The following is a 19761-nucleotide window of genomic DNA, read 5'->3' on the forward strand; positions in this document are numbered from 1 at the left end:
GGAAGTTACCCCAGAAGCGAGAGGATCAGGATCAGTGCGGCGATCGCGATGCCGACGCCCAAGCGGTGGCGGAAGGCCTGGCCGGGATCGGCTGGGTCGCAGCGCAGCGAGCGCGCGAGGCGGAGAAGGTCATGCATCGCCATCACCTTTCCCGGCATGGCGCAGGCGGGCGAGCAGCACCTCGATGAAGGCGGGACCGAAGACGCCGACCAGATAGGCGGCCGATCCGGCCGCGCCCCCGGCCGGGATCGCCTCGGGCGGCAGGCTGAGCCAGCGGATGATGATCGCCATCGACAGGCTTCCCATCCCGGCCGCGATCAAACCGCCGAGCAGGATGTGGCGCAGCGCGTCGCGCAGCCGCATCTTCGTCGTCAGCGCGTTGGTCGCGCCCCCGAGCGCGCCCCAGGCGGCGAGGATCACCGCCGTGGAGGCGAGCAGTTCCTTCAGCGCCGCCGCCAGAAATCCGGTTTCATCATTCATGGTCGGATCTCCAGAAGCGGGATGGAGGTGATCGAGCCAAGCCGCTCGAGGTCGAGGGTCACGTCGAGCACGTCCGTGTCGAAGCGGACCGGGACATCGAACTCGAAGCCCGCGGTGATCGCGACGCTGAGGCCCGGCGCGGTGGTGAAGGTGATGATGCCGGTCGTGGTATCGACGGACCAGCCGGAGGCCTGGGGTGCGCCATTCAGGGCGACAGTGACCGAGCCCGCGACCGGCTTGGCGATGGTCCGCACCCATGTCTGGCTGCCCGAGGCGTAGCGCTTCACCAGCTGGAAGGCGGTCGTCGTGCCGTCGCCGGTGCCGGTCGCTTGGTCGGTCGGCGCCGGTGTGCCCGAGGGCAAGCAGGACTTGTGGTCTCCCCAATCCTTGAACCGGAAGCCATGCAGGCGACCGTTCCGCGCCTCGAAGAAGGCGACCACCGACGCCAGATCGTCAGCCCGGCGGATACCGTAGGCGACATCATAGCGGCGGCGCGAATTGGCCCAGCTGGCGTTCCTCTCCTCGTCGCCCGAGGCCAGCTCGACGATCTGGGTGCGCCGCTCGGGTCCGCCGCGCGCACCACGGCTGATGTCGTCCGGAAACCGGACCTCGTGAAAAGCCATCGCTGTTCTCTGTCTGGTTCAGGGTTGTGCCGGCCGGGGCTCACATGCCGCGCCGCCCGAGCGAGACAGCGCGGGCGATATCGGCCGCGATCTGCGTTCGGGATTGGCGGAAGCTTTCGGCGTCCCGAGCGTTGATGTTCACCGTGACATTGCCGCCCGCGCCGTAACCTGCGGCTTCCCTGCGCGAGAGCACCCGCTCACCGCGCTGCAGGATCGCGGGCACCTCGTCGGGCCTGAGCCCCGCCCAGCCGCCGGAATGCATGCGCGGCGCCCCGGCGAAGGCCAGTGCCGGCACCATGCGGCCCGGACCCGGAGACCCGACCATGCCGCCCGCATGCAGGATGTTGGCAAAAATCCCGCCGCCGAGATTGCCCAGCACGCCGGAGAGCACGCCCGCCAGCGGGCCGAGGATGAAGCGCCGCGCCGCAAGCTTCGCCAGATCGGCGATCAGCGAGGTGACCAGATCGCCGAACTTCAGCTTGCCGGTCTTCACGAATTCGCCGATTGCGTTCTCGGCGCTGCGGAACGCCCCGACCAGCGCATTGCCGATATCGCCGCCGATGTCGCGCGCCTTCGTGGCATAGTCGGCAAGGGTCTCTCTCACCGCAGCCCAGCCGGTCGCGGCGGCCTCGGCCCCGGCGCGAGTCTCCTCTCCGGCGCTGCGCCCGGCGGCTCCGGCACGACCGGCAGCGGCCGTGGTATCGTTCAGAGCCGCCGTCACCCGGTCTGCCGATGCGGCGGCTTCGTCCAGCGGATTCTCCGCCTCCCCGCCGTTCAGCGCATCGCGCAGCGCCTGCATCGCGGGGCCCACGCTGTCGAAGGCTCCGGCCCGGGTGTCGGCCGCGCGTTGGCGATAGCGGTCGGCCATCGCACCGGCATTGCTGGCGGCATGGTCGAGCATCGAGGCATAGGATTGCGCGCCGAACCAGTCGATCCGCGCGTCGGCGCCGATCGTCTCGGTGACCGCGTTGAAGGTCGGCCCGATGGTGCCGAGGAAATCGGCCCATTTGTTGGACAGGAAGGCCATCAGCCGCAGCCAGATCGCCTCGATGTCGGCACGAACCGCCCGGAAATCGTCGACGAAGGAGCCGAGGGTGGCCTTGATCCCGTCCCAGACGGCGCGCGCCACATTGCCCATCAGTTCCAGCGCCGTGCCAAAACCGCCCGCGCCCTGCACCAGCTGCCCGAACCAGTAGATCAGCTCGCCCGCGCCGACGATCAGCGCCCCAATCCCGGTGCGGATGATGGCGCCGCGCAGCAGCGTCAGCGCGCCGGACAGGCTGAAGGTGGCGACACGGGCGGCAACAAAGGCCGCGACCCAACGCCCGGCCATGAAGGTTGCGAAGGCGATGCCGATCGCGGCAAGGCGCTCCATGTTGTCGGCCACCGCGATCAGCGCCGTGGCAACCATGGAGGATGCCCCGAAGACCTGATCCCAGGTTCCGACCAGCTGCAGTGCGGCATTGCCGATCAGCGTGAAGGCATCGCCGATGGTTGCCGGCATGCTGTCGGCCTCATCGCGCAGAAGTTCGAGATTGCCGATCAGCGCAGTGCGGATCACATCACCGGTGATCGCCCCCTGCTGACCGAGGCTGCGCAGGCCCGAGACGGTGGTGCCGAGCTCAGACGCCAGCAGTTCGGCGAGACGCCCGCCGCTCTGGATCACGGTATTGAGGTTGTCGCCCGAGAGCGTGCCGAGGGCCATCGCTTTGGACAGTGCGTTCTGGACCGAAGCCGCGCGTTCGGCCCGCGCGCCCGAGACCACCATGGCGTTGTTCAAAGCCTCGGTGAAATCGAGGCTTTCCGCCGTCGTCAGCCCCAGCTCGCGCAGGGCGGTGGCATTGGCGAGCCAGGACTCCGTGGTCTGGCCGAGGCTGGAATAGGTCCGCCGCGCCATGGCGGTGAGCCGGTCCATGACCGCCGCGCCGGCTTCCTGCGAGCCGGTGGCAAGATCGACGCGGCTGCGCAGGTCGGTCCACTGGTCGGCATAGGCGACGAGCTGGCGCGTGCTGATCGCAGCCCCAAGGACGCCCATGACCCGGCGCACCACCGCGCCGGTGATGTCGGCCTGCCGCTCGATCCGCTTGAAGTTGTTCTCGCCCGCATCGCCGATACCCTGGAACTCGGCCTTCACCTGCCGGCCACCTTCGGCAACGAGGCGGACGGAGACGCGTTTCTGTGCCATGGATCATTGTTCCTGACGCGCGGGACGAGGCTTGCGGAGCGGATTCAGCGCTCCCGCCCCAATGACGACCGGTCACCGGACGCCATCTGTTCATTGAGCTTGCGCACCATCACCGCCTCGATCTCGGGCAGGCATTCGGCAGCGATCAGCGGGTCAACCCCGAGCGCCCGCGCCATCGCGAGGGCCGCCGTCATGTCCCAGCCGATGACGGCACCGCCGCCCATGCCGGTCGCGAGGCGAAGCTGTCCGGTCAGGCGCTGCGCCAGATCCCAGACCTGCCAACCTTCCGGAGTTTCCGGACGGCTCACGCGCGCCGGGCAGTCCGGGCACGAGCCTTCGCAGGCTGCGCAGTAGTCTCCGCCCCCGCCGAAGTGCCAGTCGGCAAGGGCGCGGAGGCGTTTTTTTCCGCGTCCAGCATCAGGTGCGGTGCAAGGCAGCGGGTCTGGAAGGCCTCGAAGATGGGCCAGATGTCGAGAAGCGCGTCGATGCCTTCCGGGGTGACGGGAACGGGATTGCCATCGGCGTCGCCGACGCCCTCCCAGCCGGTAACCACGCGCCGCGCCACGGCCTTGGCCATGACCAGCGCCTGTTCCTCTTTGCTGGCACCCTCGGGCAGTGCTTCCACCGCCGGGTCGTTGCGGGCGGCGACCATGATCGCGGTGGTGACAGGCAGGACATGCAGACCCAGGCCAGAGCCCAGGTCGAGCCATTTCGGCGTGGCGGACAGATCGAGACGGATCATGGTCAATATTCCTCGATGTCGTTGATGAGAGTAACGGTGCACATCCGCCCGAGCGTGGCATCGCGCGCGGCCTGCCAGTCGAAGCTGGCCTGGATACCCTGCGGGCCGCCGATCTCGATGCGCGGACGCGGCAGATAGACGGCGTGGACGGTAACCGTCAGGCTTTCGCCCGAGACGAGGCTGTAGGAGAACTCCAGCTCGCAGGACGTGCCATTGATCGCCTGCGTCACCAGCGTCTGGTCGGCAAAGCGGACCTCGGTGCGGCCGGTCAGCGCGGCGATGGAGGGATCGGCGCCGTCGATCATGCCGTCGGCACGGATGGTCTCGATCCGGTCGAGATTGTTGGCGTAGGTGATCTCGGTCGAGATCACGTTGCCGAGCGCGGTGCCGTTCCGTTTGATCGCGCCGTTGAAATGCCCGAAGCGGATCAGGTCGAGCTCAGTAGGGGTTCCCGCGCTGCTGGTCGTGGCCACCGTCTCGCCCTGCGCCACAAGGCGTGCCGTCGCAGTCAGCATGCCCGAGCGCTGCATCTGCCAGCTGAGCTGGTCCAGCACCACGCCGGAATAGATCGCGTAGCGCGGCACCTCGGGCATGGCGGTCTCGATCGCCATGCTGGGCAGGGTCCAGCCGCCGGACTGGAAGGTATGGGTATATGGACCGGGCGAGCTTCCGGTGGTCGTGGGCGCGCCGAATGCCGCTTTCAGCCAGAAGCCGAAGGCCTCGGCATCGATCGGCACCACCACATCGCCATCCGCCGTGACCGCGTCTTTTACCGGCGCCAGCGGATCGCGGCCATAGCCGAGAAGTTCCGAGTTCAGCAGCGGCTGTTCGGACCCCAGCGTGGTGCTGGCGAACGGCATCCGCGTGTAGCCGCTGCCAGGCGGCGTGCCATAGGTCGTCTCGAACGCGAGCGCTATCCGCGCCCGCGCCCCTTGCGCGCGTGCCATCGTGTTTCTCCTATGATCGGTTGGATCAGGCCAGTGTGTCGGCCGTGGAATAGTGCAAGACCACCGGAATGACGGCGGCCTTCAGCGTGGCCGCGCCGTCCACCGGCAGATCGACCGGCTGCGGCGCTTCGGCCTCGACCCAGTCGCAGAGCCCGCCGAGCGTGCGGTCAGCGGCGAGCACCGTGCCGATACTGGCGCAGAGCGTGTCGAAGGCGGCGTCCCGGCTGGCGCCCTGCACCACGGCCTCGATCTCGGCGCGATGCTGGTAGTGGTAGCGCAAGGGCGAGAGCGTGACTTCCGGCTCGCCGGGTTCGCCGTCGCGCAGGATCAGAAGGCCAGCCGCGGGGACACGTTCGGGCAGGACTTCGCCGCGCAAGGCCGTCGCGGGCAGAGCGACAAGCCGCGCATGCAGCGCGGCGAGGATGGTTTCGCGGGTCGTGGGCATGTTAAGCTTTGTGAAAGTAAGACGATGAGGACGACAGGTGTTTGAGCAACTTCAAGACCAAATAGCGATAAGAATTGCTGACCTGCCAAACGGCACGCGATTCAATCTTCGTGACTTGCTCGGGGCGGCATGGCCAGAAGGCGCAGGTGATGCGCGGCAACTGGGCCGTGACTTTCGACAGAACCTTCCCAATTTCCCTGGCGTTGAAGACGCAGGAAAAGATGACGAGAACCTTCGCTGGTATTTGAAGCAGTAGTATCCTCAACTCCGATCTGATACCCAGCTCGCCACGATCAGCCCCGGCACCGCATCGCGCGCCCGCTCGGCGTCGCGTGCCAAATCCAGCCGCTTGGGCAGCCTGACCTGCGGGACCAGCAGGAAGATCGGCACCGTGGCCAGCCCTCGGCCGGTCTTCGAGCGTGACGCCACCGCACGGCCCTTGCTGTTCAGCCGTCCCTCGACCACCAGCAGGCTCGGGCCGGTGCGGCGATAGACGAAGCGCAGACGCAGACCGGTGCGGCGTTCCCATTCACCGGGGGTGATCCGACCGCCGCGGGTGGATTTGCCTGCGGCCGGGGTGGGGATGGCCAGCCAGAACCCGTCTCTTGAACGGATCAGCGGGCCTGTGTCATGGGCACCGACGATCACCGGGGCCTGGGACCAGACCAGCGCGGCGGCGTTCAGACTCGGCCTGCCCCTGGGATAAGCCTCCGACCGGATAGTGCGGGCCAGACGTGCCCCGAGGCCTGCGCCGGTGATCTGTGCGCGCCAGGCGGATTTCAGGCCGGTCCCAGCGTCGCGCATCGCCGTGGTGACGGCCTTCTCGCCCGCGCGGGTCTCGGCCTGCATGATCCGGGCAATATCGCCGACGATGTTGATGCCGAGTTTCACGCGGGCCTCAAGTCCACGGTCCAGATGAGGCGCTCCCGATCCCGGACGGGCTCGCCCTGAATGAGAAAGGCGTCGCCGTCGATTTCGATGCGGTCGCCGGGGCGCGGGTTCGAAACCTCGGCCACGCGCAGGTCGATCCGGGTGGTTTCCGACCAGAGCCGCGCGTCGCCGAAATCGGTGATGGCATCGGCGCGACGGGCGGCCACACGCACCAGCACGGGCGCGCCGCCACCGGCGATGTAGACCGCGTCCCGGCCGATGTTCGGATCAGCGAAGAGCGCACTGAGCGCGGCGGCGAAGGCGCTCATCAGAACGTCGCATTCAGCCGCACGCGGCCGATGGTGTCACCTGCGCCACCCGCCACCGCCTCGATCGCTACGCCGATCAGGGTGTTCGAGGTGGTGGTCTTGGTCGCTTCCTTGGCGGTGTTGTCCCAATAGACCTTGTCGCCGACGGCCCATGCTTGACTGGCGGTCTTTTTCAGATCGAAGACGCCGACAAGCGCGGCCTCGACGGGATCGCCGCTGGCGGCGGTTCCGGCGGCCACGCCGAAGATGGCACCGACGAGCAGGCCATCGCCGGAGGCGACGGCATAGGGCGCGGTCAGGGTGATGGTGTTGCCGGGCTGGACGAAGTTTTTCATGATGTGGATCCTCGTGGAAAGACGAAAGGCGGCCCGTGAGGACCGCCCGTGTGTTCGGGTTCATGGGTGAAGCGCCGGGCTGTTACGCGCCGGCATTCTTGTAGAGCCCGCGCCAGTCGATGGCCTTGGCCCCGAAGTCGAGGCGGCACTTGATCTCGATGCCATCGACGTCGAAGCCGTTGCGGGTCTCGATATAGGCGCCCTGCTGACCCTCGAGATAGGCATACTCGATGGTGTCGATCTGGGCCGGAGAGGCGGCCAGATACCAGGCCGTCTCGCTGGCGGCATCGAGACGCGGCTCGCTGATCGGCGCCAACGTGCGGATCGACTGCGGCACGACATTGCCGCTCGTCGCCGGCACGAGGTTCTGCGCCACCAGCTGTTCGGCTTTCAGCTCCAGCGACGCCGGCACGATCAGATAGGCGGGGCGGATGTTCAGCACCGTCTTCTTGTCGAGCCCGGTCTGCTTCGCCATCGCGGCACGGGCCGCACCGACGCTGGTGACGTCGAGCGCCGCCGCGGTGCCGGCGAGGTTCCGGTGGTTGGCGTGGAACAGTGCCGTCCCGTCGGCCATGGCCGGGTTGGCGGTGATGATGCCCCAGACCACGTCGCTCTCCAGCTGCGCGATGGAGTTGCCATACATCGCCGGGATCCGGGTGAAGGCGTCGAGATCGTCGTTGATCAGCGTCTGGCGGGTGATCGCGACCACCCGGCCATAGGTCTTGACCTTGTAGCTCTCCTTGCTCTCACCGAGCGTGCCGCGCTTGAACTCGCCGCTCTCGCCGACCTCGAGCAGCTGCGGCGCCTCGCCGAGCTGCACGCGGTGCATCGCCTTGAAGTCGGTGGCGAGCACCTGGCGGCAGAACAGCATGAAGGTGCGGGGATAGGCCTCGTAGGCCTGCCGCAGGGTCTTGTTGGTGACCGCCGACAGGATCTCGGGGAAGTCCGATGTGGAATGCAGCGCCCGCGTCGCCACCTCGTCGCGCGACAGGCCCCGCGTGTTGACCCCGGCATTGCCGAGGCTCTCGCGGGCCAGTTCCAGCAGCGTCATGCCGCGATACTGGCGGGCGGCGTCCTCCAGCTGGAACAGCGTCGGGCTGTAGCGGTGCAGGAGCGCGTTCGCCACGGCGTCGCGGCGGGTGATGCGCTCGTCCCGGCCGCCGAGCGGGACAGAGACATGGCCGAAGGTGCGGGTCTCGTCCGACTTCGCGGCGACCTGGTCGAGGATCAGGCGGCGGGACTCGTCCACGCTGACGCCGCGCTTGACCAGATCCTCGGCAAAGCTGCGCTCGAGGTTCAGACGGCCCGCGAGATCGTAGATGGTGGAGACGCGATCACGTTCGGCCTCGCGGGCGCGGGTGGCGACAGCCTCGGTGTCGGGGGCGGGAATTGCCTGCGTCTGAGTCTGTGCACGGGTATCGACCCCGGCACCCTGCGCCTCGGTCGTGGTGGCTTTCGGCTCGGTCATGATGGTGTCCTCGGTATCATTCGGCTCGGTCGGCTGGTTGCTGGCGGGGTTCGCGGCATCACCCGCCGCAGGGTTGGTCTGGTCGGTCATCGGGGATGCTCCTTGCTGAGTGGGGGCGTCCCGGCGATGGAGGACGCAGTCGTGAAGATCGGTGTTGGCGCGGAAACCGGCGGCGGGGTCGGCCCCGACCGGCACGGCGGAGACCTCGAACGGCGTCCAGTCGACCGCCCGCCAGAGCTCGCGGCCGCCATCCGGTTTCGAGACCTCAAAACGGTGGACCTGGTAGCCGATGGAGACCGCCCGGATGTGCCCGGCCTGGATGTCGCGCCAGATCGGCTCGACATCGGCACGCTCGCTGATCCGCACCTGCGCGATGCCGCGGCCGTTCTCGATCCTCGCCGATCCCGGCACGACCGAGCCGATCACCGCGTCGAGCGTGTCGAGCTCATGCACCTTCAGGAAGGGCGCGCCCGCGTTCAGCCGGTCGAGCCGGACATGGGCGGGGTCGAGGCTCAGCTCCTCGTCATAGGGCTCGCCGAAAAAGGTCGCGCGCCGGACCCGCGCCCCTGCCGACCAGACCACCTCGACGGTTCGGCTGTCGGCATCGGCGGTGTTCGGCGCAAGCTCCGCCGACCGGCGCATGGCCGGCAGTTCGATCATCGTGTCCATGACGGTCAGTCCTGTTGGTCGGCCTGCGCCGGTTCGGTTTCCGCGTTGGCGGAGGGGCCATCGGCCGGTTCGTCTGCATCCGGATCGGTGGCCGGATCGTTGGTCTGCGCGCTGCCGGTCTTGGTGACGCGGCGCGGGTCGCTGTCGAGCACCAGCCCCAGCGCGTCGAGCTTGGCGTTGGTCGCCGCGATCTCGGCCAGCACCGCATCAGGGTTGTGGCCCTGCCGGGCGATGGCCTGTGCCAGCGTCATGGTGCCGGAGCGGATCGCCAGCAGGTCGGCCATCGCGTCCTTGTAGGGATCGACGGCGTCGAACTTCGGCGGCGACCATTCGACCGGTACGATGGGCGACGGGATCTGACCCGCCGCCCACGCCGCTTCCGTGAACCAGCGCCACACGGGCGCGCAGAACATCGGGATGAACAGCTGCCATTGGACGGCGTCGATCTGGCGGCGGAACTCGACGAGGCCCGCCCGGATCGAGGAATAGTTGACCTGGCTGAGATCGCCGGTCAGCAGCTCGTAAGGCACCCGGAACCCGGCCGAGATCGTGTGCAGGCTCGCCCGTTTGTATTCGCCGTAGCCGCCGGTGGCCGATGGCTGGTTGAAGCGGATGTCCTTGCCGCCACGGGCATAAGCAATCAGGCCCGGCTCGAACTGCTCGACCCGGTTGCCATCGGCATCGACCACGGCGGGGGCGATGCCCTGCTGCGCCTCGTCATCGCCGAAGACGATGGCGGTGACGCAGGCCTCGGTCTTCTTGCGGACCAGTTCCGCCACCTCGTAATCGTCGAGATCGCGCAACGACCGGATCACCGGCGCGCCCCAGGGAACGCCGCGCACCTGCGTGCGCTGCTTTTCATAGACATGGGCGATCTCGGTCGCCGGGACCGGGCGCGATCCAAGCCCGCCCTGCAGCATGCCCCAGGCATCGCCGGGGTGTTCGCTGTGCAGCCAGTAGGCCCGACGCTTGCCCAAGGCATCGAACTCGATCCCCTGCACGATGTGACCTGCACCGATGGCGTCGGACCTGGTGGCGTCGAGGAAATCGGCCTCCAGCACCTGCAATTGCAAGGGCACCGGCAGACCGTCCGAAGACCGCCGCAGGCGGCGGCGCACCAGCACCTCGCCCGCCTCGACCATCTCGCGGCAGATCAGCGTCTGCAGCCCGTATAAATCGAGTTGGCCATCGGCATCGCACTCCGCCGTCCACCGCTCGAACAGGGCATCGACCTTGCGGTCCAACGTCTCATTGCCGCTGGCGGCGCGCGGCATGATCCCCGCGCCGACGATGTTGTTGACCAGCACCGCCACGGCCTTGGCCGCATGCGGGTTGTTGCGCACCAGATCCCGCATCCGGTCGCGGAGCAGCGCCCCGGCCACGCCGATCTCGGTATCGGCCGAAGAGCCCGGCGCGCGCCAGCCCTCTGTCCGCCGCCCGCGCGCGGCACCGTCGTATCCCCGCGTCAGGGTCTCGAACGCCTGCCGCGCCATCACCCGGCGGGCGGCGATGCGCGGCGCCACCGATGCGATGGCATGGTCGAACCAGTTCGCGGACATCACGGCATGACCCCAAAAAGTGGGAACCGGTTTTTGGACAAGGTCATGCCTTTCATCATCTGTCTCCGCGCGAGAAGCCCGCAAGCCCGGCCACCGGCAATGGCCGGGACGTTCCGGCGATGGCGCGCTCGATGGTCCGGATGCGAGCCAGTAGATCCTCGGCCGAGCCGTAATCGACGGACTTTCCGTCATAGCTGACCCGGGTCGTGCCGCTGGCATAGGCCCGGCGCAGCGCCGAGAGCTCGGATTCCGTCCAGTCGGTCATCTTCAGAACCATCCTCCGCGCCGTCCGAGCCAGTCGGATCGGCGCTTGCCCTGCGGGGCCTGTCCCGGCCGGTTGATCTGTCCGGCGGGATCGGTGTCACCGTAAGGCGCAGCCCCGAGCTGATCCTCGAGGTCGCGCCATTTCTCCTCAGACCAGCGGTCCGCGCCCGCGATCCAGGCGGCGGCGCGGGCATAGACCCTGCAATCCAGCGCCTCGTTGCGTTCACGGAGTTTCTGCCATTCGAGCTTGGCGAAGCCGCGCTTCGTGCGGACCGTCACCAGCTGCTCGGCCACGACCTGCTTCAGCCACTCGCTTTCCACCCATGTCGGCAGGTGGATCGTGCCAGGCGGGAATGTCGCGCCTTGGGCACGTTCTTCCTCAGTCGGCCGTTCCAACCGAAGAAAGCGGTAGGTCTCGGCCTTGAAGGTCGATACCGCCACGGTCCAGAGCCGCGCCCCGCGACGCAGGCGTTTGCCGCCCTCGGTCGCATCGACAAACGTCGGCCCCGATACCGGGCTCGAGCGGTTGAACCCCTCGACGCCCTTCACCGGCGACACCTGCGCGAAGCCTTGCGCCCGCGACCAGGAATAGACCGCCGGAGCCTCGTAACCCGTGTCGATAGCCAGCCGCGCGATGCGCAGATGTGCCCCGCGTTCGTGCGGCCAGCAGCGGTCGAGCAGCGCGGTCAGCTCCGACCACGCGTCATGCCGATCCGGCCCGCCCTCGATCACGACGTGATCGACGAGCCAGCTTTCCAGCCCGCGCCCCCAAGCCCAGACATCGACCTCGATCCGGTCCTTCTGCACGTCGGCCCCAGCTGTCAGGAACAGCCCGCCCGCAGGCACCGTGCCCGGTTTCCAGGCCTCGCGCCGGTCGTAGAGACGCTGCCAATCGGGGGCTTCGCCGGTCTCGACCCATGTCTCGCCCAGCGACGTGTTGACGAAGGTCTTCATCGTCTCGTCCCCGCCGGAGCGAGCCGAGAGAAAGGCCCGCACCATCGCCTCCAGTCTGACCCATGGCGAGTAGATCTCGTTCAGGTGGAAGCCCGCCACGCCCGCGAAGGGCTGCTCCGCCACCCAATGTCCTTTTGAGACGGCCGCCCAGCGGGTCTCGTCCCGCCACGCCGCATCGCATTCCGCGCAGTGGTAGCGCGCGGTTTCGGGCCGGTGGTCGCCCTCGGGCCCCTTGCTCCAGCGCACCTGTGTCCAGGTCAGCACCTGTTCCGCCCCGCAGTCCGGGCATGGCACCCAGAATCGACGCTGGTCGCTTTCCTCGAAGGCCGCCTCGATCCGGCTGGTGCCCTTGTTCGTGGGCGTCGAGACCAGCACGATCTTTCGGTTCCAGAAGGTCACCGTGCGTTTCCTGGCGAGGTTGACCGGATCACCCTCGGCGCCCGCGCTGAACGGGTAGCGGTCGACCTCGTCGCACAGCAGCAGGCGGATCGGGCGGCTGGCCAGACCCGAGGGTGCGTTCGCGCCGACGATGGTCAGATGCCCGCCCGGAAACCGCTTGTGCAGGATCTTGTTGTTGCCGTCGCGCGAGCGCGGATCGGCGATCTTGCCCTGCAGACAGGGCGTGTCGCGGGCCATCGGCGAGAAGCGATCCTTTGACCAGGTTTCCGCGTCGCGTTCGGTCGGCATCACCACCATGATCGGCGCGGGATCCTGATCGATGTGATAGCCGCAGGCGTTGTTCAACACCTCGGTCTTGCCGACCTGAGCGGAGGACATGATGACCACCGTTTCAGTCGAGGCGTCCGAGATCGCCTCCATGATCCCGCGCTGGTATTCCGCCCGGCTCGTGCGCCATTGCCCGGGTTCGGCGCTGGCCTCAGAGCTCAGTCGTCGGTTCTGGTCCGCCCAATCGCTGATCGTCAGTTCCGGCGACGGGCGCAGCACCTTCAGCGCCGTCTCCACCGTCCGCTTCAGGATCGGCGAGCCCGTCAATGTCAGCGCTGGCTTCGAGTTGGACATCTGGCTGCGCGAGATCATCGAGCACCTCGCGGATGGTCATTCGGATCAGGTTCCGGGTGTCTCCGACGGTTGATTGTTCAAAAACCTGCGGCGCCAGCCGGTCCGGCAGCGCGAGCAAGCGGGTGCGCAGAAGCGCCAGAACGGCGATCCAAGCGGCCTCGATCTCTTCGGCCGCGATCAGCGCACCGCGCTTTTCCACGGCCTCCATCTCGGCGAGATCAGCCCGCGCCCGAATGAAGCGCGCCCGCTCCGCCGCGTAATCCGGCGCACCGGCCTGTGCCTTGGTGGCCTGATCGCGCAGGTAGCGGACATAGCCGCGCACCGAGCCGATCAGGTCGTACTGGCCGCGCTCAGCCTTCGGGATCACGCCCTCGCGGCTCAGCTGCTGGACCCGGCGCTCCGAGAGATCGAGAAGCCGCGCGATCACGCCGATGGGTTGCGTGGCTGACGACATGAGATGATCCGCGCGCTCCGATTAAAGCCATGTAATTGCTGCGATTATACTGGATGATGTGCCCCGGCAGAGCGAAGCTGATCCTACAAGAACGATGCACCCCACGGAGCCTGCCATGACCCTCGCCGAACGCTACAACCTCGAAGCCGCCCGCCTGCTTCCGCACATGGCCGCCGACCTTCAGGTCGATCCCGCCATCACCCGCGCGACCGAGATCGACGAGATCGTCTTCCGGCGCGGCGAGTTTCTGGGCGGCATGGCTTGCGCGATCCTCGCGATGATCGAGCAGAAGAACTGAGGGAAAAGATGATGACCGACCGCCACCAACTCCGCGCCGAAAAGGCCCGCAGAAACCAAGAAACCGCACTGGCGGCCTTCATCGAAAAGAAGGCCGAGATCGACGCGATGCTCGCCCGCCTGCAGGGGATGAGCGATGACCATTTCAACGCCCATCCCGACGAAATCAACTGGGGCCACGTCGGCACCCTCGAACACTATTCCTGCCTGCTGAAACGCATCACCGACAGCGCATTCGGCGAAGGCGAATTCGCAGACTGACCTCCGGCATCTCCGGACCATTGCCGCGCGCGGGCGCGGCTTGGGGTCGTAGAAGGGATCGCGACGGCCGCGACCCGATTACGGAGACGACCCCATGGCCCAGCTTTCCGACACCCAAGCCATCATCCTCAGTGCCGCCGCCCAGCGGCCCGAGCACATCGCCCTGCCGCTGCCCGAAAGCCTGCGGGGCGGCGCCGCCGCCAAGGTAATCGGCGCAATGCTCGCGAAGGGCTTGCTCGAAGAGGCCGAGGCGGACATGCGCAAGGGCGAACCCATGTGGCGCGAGACCGGCGAGGGCCATGGCGTCACGCTGGTTGCCACCGACGCAGGTCTTGCCGCCATTGGCATCGAACCGGACACCTCCGCCGCCCCCGAACCCGCACCCAAGATGCGCACGCCGCGCGAGGGCACCAAGCAAGCGACCCTGATCGCCATGCTACGCACGCCGGACGGCGCGACCATCGAGGAGATCATGGCCGCGACGGGCTGGCAGTCGCACACGGTGCGCGGCGCGATGGCCGGGGCGCTGAAGAAGAGGCTCGGGCTCGAGGTGTCCTCAGAGAAGATCGAGGGGCGTGGGAGAGTGTACAGCCTGCCGTCGGCCTAGAAACCAAGAAACGGATTCTTACTGCTGAACCGCGACTACGTGCGGTTCAGCCCCACCAATAGGGCTTTGAGCAGATCCTTGGAACGAAGGGCTGGACAACTACATCACATTGATCACGCCCGGATGCGTCGAAAGCCTTCCGGACGTGGTCGCCGATTTCAGGCGTCTCGACCCATGCACCCAAGAGATAATCCGGGTGGACAGGGTTCATGACCTGCACTTCGGCGTCTGGAAAAGTTGGCCAACCCGTTGGCAAGCCATGCGCCTCTCGAAACCCTGTCCCGCGCGGATCCATCATCATTGAGCAATCGTCAAAAAGGCGTTCCAGCGCAAACCCACCGTACCTCTTGCCGTGCTCGTATTTGGTTGCATTCGTTGATGCGCCATTCCGGTAGAACAGACAGTGGTGAGTCCACAATAAGCTGGGGTCGAACGCAAGGATAACCCACGGCGCGTTGCCAGATCGATATCGTTTCGCGTCGAACATCTTTGGATAGAAGCAGGAGATGGACACGGATATTGCGCCATCCTCACCATCCAATCTATCTACGTCACTGGCAAATACGTCGTAATCCGCGTCTTGAAGGATTGCTCGGCTGAGGAGCCCATTCCTCAAAATGCCCGGCAGATTTTCTAGCAGCGTGAAGTGCAAGACATGCTCGATATTTCGGGCCTGCACTACTGCGGCAATGTGATCCGCAATCTTTTCACCATAGGTCTTTTTTCGTGCCATTGCTCGCCCTACCGCCCCTGCAGTAGTTGCATACGAAATGCGGTGCCGGGCGGGAAGCCGCTTTGCTTTCTGGCGGTTCATATACTCCGAAGTTGATGCAACTGCCGCTACTTCATCTCGGTTCATTCAGGTATGGTCCGCATCCGGATTGCCTCGAACAGGCGCCGCAAGGCGAAGGAACGAGCTATCGACACGATGGTGAAGACCGCGCCCATCTTCAGGTTCTGCGCCAGCGTCGTGTGCAGGCCGAAGATCGGGAAGATCAGAATCTGCGTCACGACCGCAACGCCGTAGCCCACGATCACGTTGGCGACGGACTCCACCAGCGACATGAGGCGCGACTGTTTCATGCCTCCACCTTATTCATCGGCCAGCAGTTCTGCCGCCAGAGTTCGCAGCGCATGCGCCGCAACCAAGGGGACCACGCCGTTGCCACAGAGGCGAAGCCGGTCCACCCGGTGGGCCAGCCCATCAGCGCCTCGACGAACAGCGGGTTCAAGGTCCGGCGCACATCGGAGGCATTCGGCCCAGCCGTCGGCGTCACCAGGACCTGGCGGCCAAGCAGGCCGTTCACGGGCGTATTCGCCAGCGTCGTCGCACCATCCTTGTGATCCCGTGCCGTTGGCGTCATCCACATCTGACTGGCATGGGTCAGATCGGCCGTCTTGCGGTTGCCCGCGCTCGGCTTGTTGCCGTCCGTTGCCATCGGCGTCGGCCAATCCCGCGCCATCCGGTCCAGACCTTTCTCGTCGCGCCGCTCGCCACCCCGGCTGCGGAAGCTGTCGATCTGCGGCGTCGGCCAGAGCGCGGCCCTCGTCGCCAGGTTCATGCCGTGCTGACCCGCTGCCTGCGACGGCGTCGGCTTCGTCTGCCGGTTCTCGTTGGCGCTGGCCCTCGGCGTCGGCCAGAGCCGCAGCAATTCCGTCCGGTTCCCGCCACTCGAACGGATGCCAGAGCATGCGCGCGGGGTCGGCCAGCTCGTCTCCCTCGCGGATGGCGAGGATGAACAGGCGCTCGCGTTTGTGGGGCGCGCCAACTTCCGCCGCCGTGAAGAGGCCTGCCGCAAGGCGGTAGCCCATGCTGACCAGTCCTGCAGCGACTTCGGGGAAGCCGAGGCGGAGATGAGGGGCGACATTCTCGAGGAAGACGAAGGGCGGCTCGATTTCGCCGATGATGCGGGCGACATGCGGCCAGAGGTGGCGCGGGTCGTCGGCACCCCGGCGCTTACCCGCAACGGAAAACGGCTGGCACGGATAGCCCGCAGTGACGATGTCCACCGCGCCGCGCCACGGGCGGCCGTCGAAGGTTCCAACGTCGTCCCAGACAACAGCCTGATCCAGGGACGCGTCTTCCATCCGCGCCACGAGAGTGGCTGCGGCGAAGGTTTCCCGTTCGACATGGCCCACAGTTCGATATCCGGGCAAGGCGATGGTGAGTCCGAGGTCGATGCCACCGGCGCCGGAGCAGAGCGACAGGCCGAAGAGGCATGCGTCGCCTGTTCCGTCAGGCAGGCCTGCGGAAGGTAAAGCCAGGTCATCCATCCCTCAGCGGTCTTTGGTCTTGAGGTCGTCGTAGGGCGTTCCATCCTCGTCGAGGACGGCCTGCTTCCCGGTGAATTTCTGCCAGCGCTGGACTGCCACATCGACATAGGCCGGGTTCAGCTCGATGCCGTGGCAGACGCGGCCCGTGGTCTCTGCCGCGATCAGCGTGGTGCCCGATCCCATGAAGGGCTCGTAGATCGCCTGACCCGGGCTCGAATTGTTGAGGATCGGCCGGCGCATGCACTCCACCGGCTTCTGTGTGCCGTGGACGGTCTTTTCGTCTTGGTCCTTGCCCGAGATGTGCCAGAGCGTCGTCTGCTTGCGGTCGCCCGCCCAATGGCCCTTGCCGGACTTGCGCACGGCATACCAGGCGGGCTCGTGTTGCCAGTGATAATCGCCCCGGCTCAGGACCAGCCGCTCCTTGGCCCAGATGATCTGGGACCGGATGGTGAATCCCGCGACCTCGAGGCTTTCCGCCACGGTCGCCGCGTGCAGCGCGCCGTGCCAGACATAGGCGACATCGCCCGGGAACAGCGCCCAGGCCTCGCGCCAGTCGGCGCGGTCGTCGTTCAGCACCTTGCCAGTGCGCTTGGTCTTGGCCGCCCCCGCCTGGTTGCGCCAGCCCGGGTCGTATTCCACGCCGTAGGGCGGATCGGTGACCATCAGCAGCGGCTTCACCGGGCCGAGCAGCCGCTCGACATCGGTGGCGACCGTGCTGTCGCCACAGAGAAGCCGGTGGTGCCCGAGCAGCCACAGATCGCCGGGGCGGCTGACGGGATCTTCCGGCGTTTCCGGGATCTCGTCTTCGCCCTCCTGCGGACCGGTGCCCGCATCGAGGCTCGACATCAGCGCGTTCACCTCGTCCTCGGTGAAGCCGGTCAGGCCGAGATCGAAATCCGCCTCCAGCAGGTCTGCCAGTTCGAGGTTCAAGAGGTCCTTGTCCCATTCGGCATTCTCGCCGGAACGGTTGTCCATGATCCGGAAGGCGCGCGCCTGGGACGCGGTCAGCCCCTTGGCGACATGCACCGGCGCGGTCTTGAAGCCGAGCTTGCGCGCCGCCTCCAGCCGGGTGTGCCCGGCCAGCACGACCATCGCCTCGTCCACGACGATGGGCTGTCGCCAGCCGAACTCCTGGATCGAGGCCGCGACCGTGGCGATGGCCTGCTCGTTGCGCCGGGGATTGCGCGCATAGGGAATGATCCGCTCGAGCGGCAGGTCGACGACGTCCATGGGAATGTCCTTAGGGTGCCGGGCGGCGAAATGGGGGCGTGAACCGAAATGACCCCGCGGGGCGGTTTCGGTTCAGGCATGGGGTCTCGGGCCGTCAGGCCCTTCGCTTGCTGCCGCGTGGGCCCAAGCGAAACGAAACGGGTGTTTTTCGGGGTGTCACTGGGAAACCCTCGCGCTTCGCCCGCCCGTATAGGATGGACGCCGGGAAGGACCCGCCGATTTCAGGGAAATGCGCTCCGCTGCGGCCCTGCCGTCGCCGGTCCGCGCGAACGGAAACGGGGAGAGCCATCTTCCGACGCACTCTCCCCATCATATCCTTCAGATAGCACGGATCTGTTGCAGCTGTCGAAGACCAAAATGTTGCAACACTTCATGCAGCCGCAGCATTCAGACGCGCGGCGATCTTGGTGAGCGCGAGCTTGTGCTGACGCCAGGCGGTGCTGCGGTCGACGCCCAGATCATGGGTGATCTGCTTCCACGGCCGTCGGGCAGCACGCCACCAGATCAGGCGGCGTTCACTCTCGCCGAGCCAGAGCACCCAGTCGAAGGTCTGCTCGAGCCGTGAGATCGCGGCGGCCGAGGGCCAGACCCGCATCGGTTCGGGCTCCATGGCGAGGATCTCGCGCTCGGTGCGGATGACCTGCGGCCAGGCGTTGAAATAGCCCTGCACCTTCACGGGCGGCAGCTTACGCAGGGTGCGGAATGCCTCCTCGAAATGATCGGCGACGTCTTCGGCGGTCCAGATGTGCTCAGCCATGGCGCAGATCCTCGGCCGGGCGCGGACCATAGAGACGCGTGCCCAGCTGCTCGACGAGTTCGCGCTCGGGCCAGGTCAGGCGCTGGTCATCCACGCTGACGGCGAGCAGGCCCTGTTCGCGCCAGCCGTCGCGCTTCACCTCATCAGGCGACCGGCGCTGGCCGCCATAGCCCTTGGGATGGAACCTCATGCCGCACCTCCACGGGCGTCGATGGCCCAGAGCAGGATGGCGATGGCATCGGCCTCGTTGTCGTCTTCTGGGCTGAAGCCCTTCGCGCGGGCAGCATCGATCATGGCCTGCTTGGGCGCGTTGCCCTTGCCGGTGGCGTGGCGCTTGATCGTGCCCACCGGCACGCCCTCGTAGGGGATGCCCCGCAGCTCGCCCCAGCTGGTGAGCGAGGCCATCAGCCCGCCATAGACATGGGCCGCGTCGGTTCCGGCGTGGCGACGGACCTCCTCGAACCAGATCGCGGCGATAGGCCCCGACAGGCGATCCAGCTCGGTCAGCCAGTTGGTGAAGCGCAGATAGCGCATGCCACCGCCGTCATAGCGCCCGGGTCGGAAACTGGCGGTGCCGCTGGTGATGAGCCCCTCGTGGCTGCGCAGCGCCCAGCCGGTGGTGGTGCCGAGATCGAGCGCCAGGATGCAGCGCGGGTGTTCTTTGGATTGGGTCATAAGAGACCTCCTCTTCGCGTTTGTGAGCGAGGCGAGCGGGCTGGCCGGTGAAGGCTGCGGTCTCGCCAGGCCCCGAAGGGTGGTCTGGTCAGTTCATGGGCTGGGCGTGTGTGCCGCCCGGCAAATCCTTCAGAACCTTCAGAGGGGCGTCTTGAAGGATTTCCGCCCGTAAGTGGTTGTCCTGTATGTGTAATAAATAATCTTTCAATTATTCAATATTTCAATGGGTACCTCTCTCCCAATGTTAAACCGCGCGCGTACACGTATAGGGAAAAGGGGTCCTCTTGAAAGATTGAAGGATTTGAAGGATTCGGTT

The 19761-nt window shown here is 66.7% G+C and carries 27 protein-coding genes and 1 pseudogene; 4 read left to right on the plus strand and 24 right to left on the minus strand.

Annotated elements, in window-relative coordinates; genetic code table 11:
• Nucleotides 1-5: 5 nt before the first annotated feature.
• From C9E82_RS25310 to C9E82_RS17845, 8 genes are read right to left on the minus strand one after another with little or no spacing between them, the layout of a single operon-like run.
• Nucleotides 6-137 (minus strand): hypothetical protein, encoded by a 132-nt coding sequence (locus C9E82_RS25310; RefSeq protein WP_255453271.1) that lies wholly within the window; start codon nt 135-137, stop codon nt 6-8.
• A complete protein-coding gene (locus tag C9E82_RS17815) occupies nt 130-480 on the minus strand; it encodes a hypothetical protein (RefSeq protein ID WP_119896238.1) in 351 nt (116 codons plus the stop codon). Before C9E82_RS17815 ends, C9E82_RS25310 begins: the two co-directional genes overlap by 8 nt.
• The gene (locus tag C9E82_RS17820; protein ID WP_119896239.1) at nt 477-1103 is read right to left on the minus strand and encodes a DUF2460 domain-containing protein; all 627 of its coding nucleotides are present in this window, start codon (nt 1101-1103) and stop codon (nt 477-479) included. Before C9E82_RS17820 ends, C9E82_RS17815 begins: the two co-directional genes overlap by 4 nt.
• Nucleotides 1104-1143: 40 nt before the next feature.
• Nucleotides 1144-3288, minus strand: a complete 2145-nt coding sequence (locus tag C9E82_RS17825; protein WP_119896240.1) for a tape measure protein — start codon at nt 3286-3288, stop codon at nt 1144-1146.
• Between the two features lie 44 nt (nt 3289-3332).
• On the minus strand, nt 3333-3596 hold the full coding sequence (locus C9E82_RS17830) for a DUF7697 family protein (protein ID WP_240643376.1): 264 nt from the start codon (nt 3594-3596) through the stop codon (nt 3333-3335).
• A complete protein-coding gene (locus C9E82_RS17835) occupies nt 3593-4030 on the minus strand; it encodes a hypothetical protein (RefSeq protein ID WP_119896241.1) in 438 nt (145 codons plus the stop codon). The genes C9E82_RS17830 and C9E82_RS17835 overlap by 4 nt, the downstream gene beginning before the upstream one ends.
• 2 nt (nt 4031-4032) lie before the next feature.
• Complete coding sequence (locus tag C9E82_RS17840) at nt 4033-4977, minus strand: phage tail tube protein (RefSeq protein ID WP_119896242.1); 945 nt, start codon at nt 4975-4977, stop codon at nt 4033-4035.
• A gap of 25 nt (nt 4978-5002) precedes the next feature.
• The gene (locus tag C9E82_RS17845) at nt 5003-5422 is read right to left on the minus strand and encodes an acyl-CoA transferase (RefSeq protein WP_119896243.1); all 420 of its coding nucleotides are present in this window, start codon (nt 5420-5422) and stop codon (nt 5003-5005) included.
• 37 nt (nt 5423-5459) lie between these two features.
• On the opposite strand from C9E82_RS17845, the gene C9E82_RS17850 reads away from it, so the two are divergent.
• Nucleotides 5460-5678: a DUF1413 domain-containing protein gene (locus C9E82_RS17850; protein ID WP_119896244.1), complete on the plus strand. Its 219-nt coding sequence runs from the start codon at nt 5460-5462 to the stop codon at nt 5676-5678.
• Between the two features lie 5 nt (nt 5679-5683).
• On the opposite strand, the gene C9E82_RS17855 is transcribed toward C9E82_RS17850, so the two are convergent.
• The 8 genes from C9E82_RS17855 to C9E82_RS25380 form a co-directional block, all read right to left on the minus strand.
• Nucleotides 5684-6271, minus strand: a complete 588-nt coding sequence (locus C9E82_RS17855) for a DUF6441 family protein (protein ID WP_420849785.1) — start codon at nt 6269-6271, stop codon at nt 5684-5686.
• A gap of 38 nt (nt 6272-6309) precedes the next feature.
• Nucleotides 6310-6621, minus strand: a complete 312-nt coding sequence (locus C9E82_RS17860; protein WP_119896246.1) for a head-tail joining protein — start codon at nt 6619-6621, stop codon at nt 6310-6312.
• Nucleotides 6621-6956: a DUF2190 family protein gene (locus tag C9E82_RS17865; RefSeq protein WP_119896247.1), complete on the minus strand. Its 336-nt coding sequence runs from the start codon at nt 6954-6956 to the stop codon at nt 6621-6623. The genes C9E82_RS17860 and C9E82_RS17865 overlap by 1 nt, the downstream gene beginning before the upstream one ends.
• 82 nt (nt 6957-7038) lie before the next feature.
• Nucleotides 7039-9093, minus strand: coding sequence for a prohead protease/major capsid protein fusion protein (locus C9E82_RS17870; RefSeq protein WP_119896248.1), 2055 nt, complete (start codon nt 9091-9093; stop codon nt 7039-7041).
• Nucleotides 9094-9098: 5 nt separating this feature from the next.
• The gene (locus tag C9E82_RS17875) at nt 9099-10652 is read right to left on the minus strand and encodes a phage portal protein (RefSeq protein ID WP_119896249.1); all 1554 of its coding nucleotides are present in this window, start codon (nt 10650-10652) and stop codon (nt 9099-9101) included.
• A 55-nt stretch (nt 10653-10707) separates the two neighbouring features.
• Nucleotides 10708-10929 carry a phage head-tail joining protein gene (locus C9E82_RS17880; protein ID WP_244936039.1) on the minus strand — a complete coding sequence of 74 codons (222 nt, stop codon included), beginning with the start codon at nt 10927-10929 and terminating at the stop codon, nt 10708-10710.
• The gene (locus C9E82_RS17885; RefSeq protein ID WP_240643377.1) at nt 10920-12833 is read right to left on the minus strand and encodes a phage terminase large subunit family protein; all 1914 of its coding nucleotides are present in this window, start codon (nt 12831-12833) and stop codon (nt 10920-10922) included. The genes C9E82_RS17880 and C9E82_RS17885 overlap by 10 nt, the downstream gene beginning before the upstream one ends.
• Entirely contained in the window at nt 12748-13344 is a 597-nt protein-coding gene (locus C9E82_RS25380) for a terminase small subunit, Nu1 (protein WP_240643378.1), read from the minus strand. Before C9E82_RS25380 ends, C9E82_RS17885 begins: the two co-directional genes overlap by 86 nt.
• Before the next feature lie 115 nt (nt 13345-13459).
• Between C9E82_RS25380 and C9E82_RS17895 the strand changes: the two genes are divergently transcribed.
• The 3 genes from C9E82_RS17895 to C9E82_RS17905 all read left to right on the plus strand — a co-directional run bounded on the left by C9E82_RS17895 (nt 13460) and on the right by C9E82_RS17905 (nt 14509).
• Nucleotides 13460-13642, plus strand: coding sequence for a hypothetical protein (locus C9E82_RS17895; protein ID WP_043869402.1), 183 nt, complete (start codon nt 13460-13462; stop codon nt 13640-13642).
• A gap of 11 nt (nt 13643-13653) precedes the next feature.
• Nucleotides 13654-13902 (plus strand): hypothetical protein, encoded by a 249-nt coding sequence (locus C9E82_RS17900; RefSeq protein WP_420849782.1) that lies wholly within the window; start codon nt 13654-13656, stop codon nt 13900-13902.
• A 94-nt stretch (nt 13903-13996) separates the two neighbouring features.
• A complete protein-coding gene (locus C9E82_RS17905) occupies nt 13997-14509 on the plus strand; it encodes a DUF3489 domain-containing protein (protein ID WP_119896252.1) in 513 nt (170 codons plus the stop codon).
• Nucleotides 14510-14555: 46 nt separating this feature from the next.
• On the opposite strand, the gene C9E82_RS17910 is transcribed toward C9E82_RS17905, so the two are convergent.
• The 8 genes and pseudogenes from C9E82_RS17910 to C9E82_RS17940 all read right to left on the minus strand — a co-directional run bounded on the left by C9E82_RS17910 (nt 14556) and on the right by C9E82_RS17940 (nt 19445).
• A complete protein-coding gene (locus tag C9E82_RS17910) occupies nt 14556-15368 on the minus strand; it encodes a DarT ssDNA thymidine ADP-ribosyltransferase family protein (protein WP_119896253.1) in 813 nt (270 codons plus the stop codon).
• On the minus strand, nt 15365-15592 hold the full coding sequence (locus tag C9E82_RS17915) for a DUF7220 family protein (protein WP_119896254.1): 228 nt from the start codon (nt 15590-15592) through the stop codon (nt 15365-15367). Before C9E82_RS17915 ends, C9E82_RS17910 begins: the two co-directional genes overlap by 4 nt.
• The gene (locus C9E82_RS25075) at nt 15589-16071 is read right to left on the minus strand and encodes a hypothetical protein (RefSeq protein WP_240643384.1); all 483 of its coding nucleotides are present in this window, start codon (nt 16069-16071) and stop codon (nt 15589-15591) included. The genes C9E82_RS17915 and C9E82_RS25075 overlap by 4 nt, the downstream gene beginning before the upstream one ends.
• 154 nt (nt 16072-16225) lie before the next feature.
• Nucleotides 16226-16783 (minus strand): annotated as a pseudogene (locus C9E82_RS25080) (DNA cytosine methyltransferase); the annotation flags it as partial.
• A gap of 3 nt (nt 16784-16786) precedes the next feature.
• A complete protein-coding gene (locus C9E82_RS17925; protein WP_119896256.1) occupies nt 16787-18013 on the minus strand; it encodes a DNA modification methylase in 1227 nt (408 codons plus the stop codon).
• 370 nt (nt 18014-18383) lie between these two features.
• Complete coding sequence (locus tag C9E82_RS17930) at nt 18384-18770, minus strand: DUF6362 family protein (protein ID WP_119896257.1); 387 nt, start codon at nt 18768-18770, stop codon at nt 18384-18386.
• Nucleotides 18763-18960 carry a hypothetical protein gene (locus C9E82_RS17935; protein WP_119896258.1) on the minus strand — a complete coding sequence of 66 codons (198 nt, stop codon included), beginning with the start codon at nt 18958-18960 and terminating at the stop codon, nt 18763-18765. Before C9E82_RS17935 ends, C9E82_RS17930 begins: the two co-directional genes overlap by 8 nt.
• Nucleotides 18957-19445: a crossover junction endodeoxyribonuclease RuvC gene (locus C9E82_RS17940; protein ID WP_119896259.1), complete on the minus strand. Its 489-nt coding sequence runs from the start codon at nt 19443-19445 to the stop codon at nt 18957-18959. Before C9E82_RS17940 ends, C9E82_RS17935 begins: the two co-directional genes overlap by 4 nt.
• Nucleotides 19446-19761: the final 316 nt, after the last annotated feature.

Origin of the sequence: Paracoccus sigandri, assembly GCF_003709565.1 — a bacterium.
Taxonomy (GTDB): domain Bacteria; phylum Pseudomonadota; class Alphaproteobacteria; order Rhodobacterales; family Rhodobacteraceae; genus Paracoccus; species Paracoccus siganidrum.

Coding starts and splice junctions, on each gene's coding strand:
- C9E82_RS25310 (WP_255453271.1), bottom strand. CDS start 137: ATGCATGACCTTCTCCGCCTCGCGCGCTCGCTGCGCTGCGACCCAGCC.
- C9E82_RS17815 (WP_119896238.1), bottom strand. CDS start 480: ATGAATGATGAAACCGGATTTCTGGCGGCGGCGCTGAAGGAACTGCTC.
- C9E82_RS17820 (WP_119896239.1), bottom strand. CDS start 1,103: ATGGCTTTTCACGAGGTCCGGTTTCCGGACGACATCAGCCGTGGTGCG.
- C9E82_RS17825 (WP_119896240.1), bottom strand. CDS start 3,288: ATGGCACAGAAACGCGTCTCCGTCCGCCTCGTTGCCGAAGGTGGCCGG.
- C9E82_RS17835 (WP_119896241.1), bottom strand. CDS start 4,030: ATGATCCGTCTCGATCTGTCCGCCACGCCGAAATGGCTCGACCTGGGC.
- C9E82_RS17840 (WP_119896242.1), bottom strand. CDS start 4,977: ATGGCACGCGCGCAAGGGGCGCGGGCGCGGATAGCGCTCGCGTTCGAG.
- C9E82_RS17845 (WP_119896243.1), bottom strand. CDS start 5,422: ATGCCCACGACCCGCGAAACCATCCTCGCCGCGCTGCATGCGCGGCTT.
- C9E82_RS17855 (WP_420849785.1), bottom strand. CDS start 6,271: ATGCAGGCCGAGACCCGCGCGGGCGAGAAGGCCGTCACCACGGCGATG.
- C9E82_RS17860 (WP_119896246.1), bottom strand. CDS start 6,621: ATGAGCGCCTTCGCCGCCGCGCTCAGTGCGCTCTTCGCTGATCCGAAC.
- C9E82_RS17865 (WP_119896247.1), bottom strand. CDS start 6,956: ATGAAAAACTTCGTCCAGCCCGGCAACACCATCACCCTGACCGCGCCC.
- C9E82_RS17870 (WP_119896248.1), bottom strand. CDS start 9,093: ATGGACACGATGATCGAACTGCCGGCCATGCGCCGGTCGGCGGAGCTT.
- C9E82_RS17875 (WP_119896249.1), bottom strand. CDS start 10,652: ATGTCCGCGAACTGGTTCGACCATGCCATCGCATCGGTGGCGCCGCGC.
- C9E82_RS17880 (WP_244936039.1), bottom strand. CDS start 10,929: ATGGTTCTGAAGATGACCGACTGGACGGAATCCGAGCTCTCGGCGCTG.
- C9E82_RS25380 (WP_240643378.1), bottom strand. CDS start 13,344: ATGTCGTCAGCCACGCAACCCATCGGCGTGATCGCGCGGCTTCTCGAT.
- C9E82_RS17895 (WP_043869402.1), top strand. CDS start 13,460: ATGACCCTCGCCGAACGCTACAACCTCGAAGCCGCCCGCCTGCTTCCG.
- C9E82_RS17900 (WP_420849782.1), top strand. CDS start 13,654: ATGACCGACCGCCACCAACTCCGCGCCGAAAAGGCCCGCAGAAACCAA.
- C9E82_RS17905 (WP_119896252.1), top strand. CDS start 13,997: ATGGCCCAGCTTTCCGACACCCAAGCCATCATCCTCAGTGCCGCCGCC.
- C9E82_RS17910 (WP_119896253.1), bottom strand. CDS start 15,368: ATGAACCGAGATGAAGTAGCGGCAGTTGCATCAACTTCGGAGTATATG.
- C9E82_RS17915 (WP_119896254.1), bottom strand. CDS start 15,592: ATGAAACAGTCGCGCCTCATGTCGCTGGTGGAGTCCGTCGCCAACGTG.
- C9E82_RS25075 (WP_240643384.1), bottom strand. CDS start 16,071: ATGAACCTGGCGACGAGGGCCGCGCTCTGGCCGACGCCGCAGATCGAC.
- C9E82_RS17925 (WP_119896256.1), bottom strand. CDS start 18,013: ATGGACGTCGTCGACCTGCCGCTCGAGCGGATCATTCCCTATGCGCGC.
- C9E82_RS17930 (WP_119896257.1), bottom strand. CDS start 18,770: ATGGCTGAGCACATCTGGACCGCCGAAGACGTCGCCGATCATTTCGAG.
- C9E82_RS17935 (WP_119896258.1), bottom strand. CDS start 18,960: ATGAGGTTCCATCCCAAGGGCTATGGCGGCCAGCGCCGGTCGCCTGAT.
- C9E82_RS17940 (WP_119896259.1), bottom strand. CDS start 19,445: ATGACCCAATCCAAAGAACACCCGCGCTGCATCCTGGCGCTCGATCTC.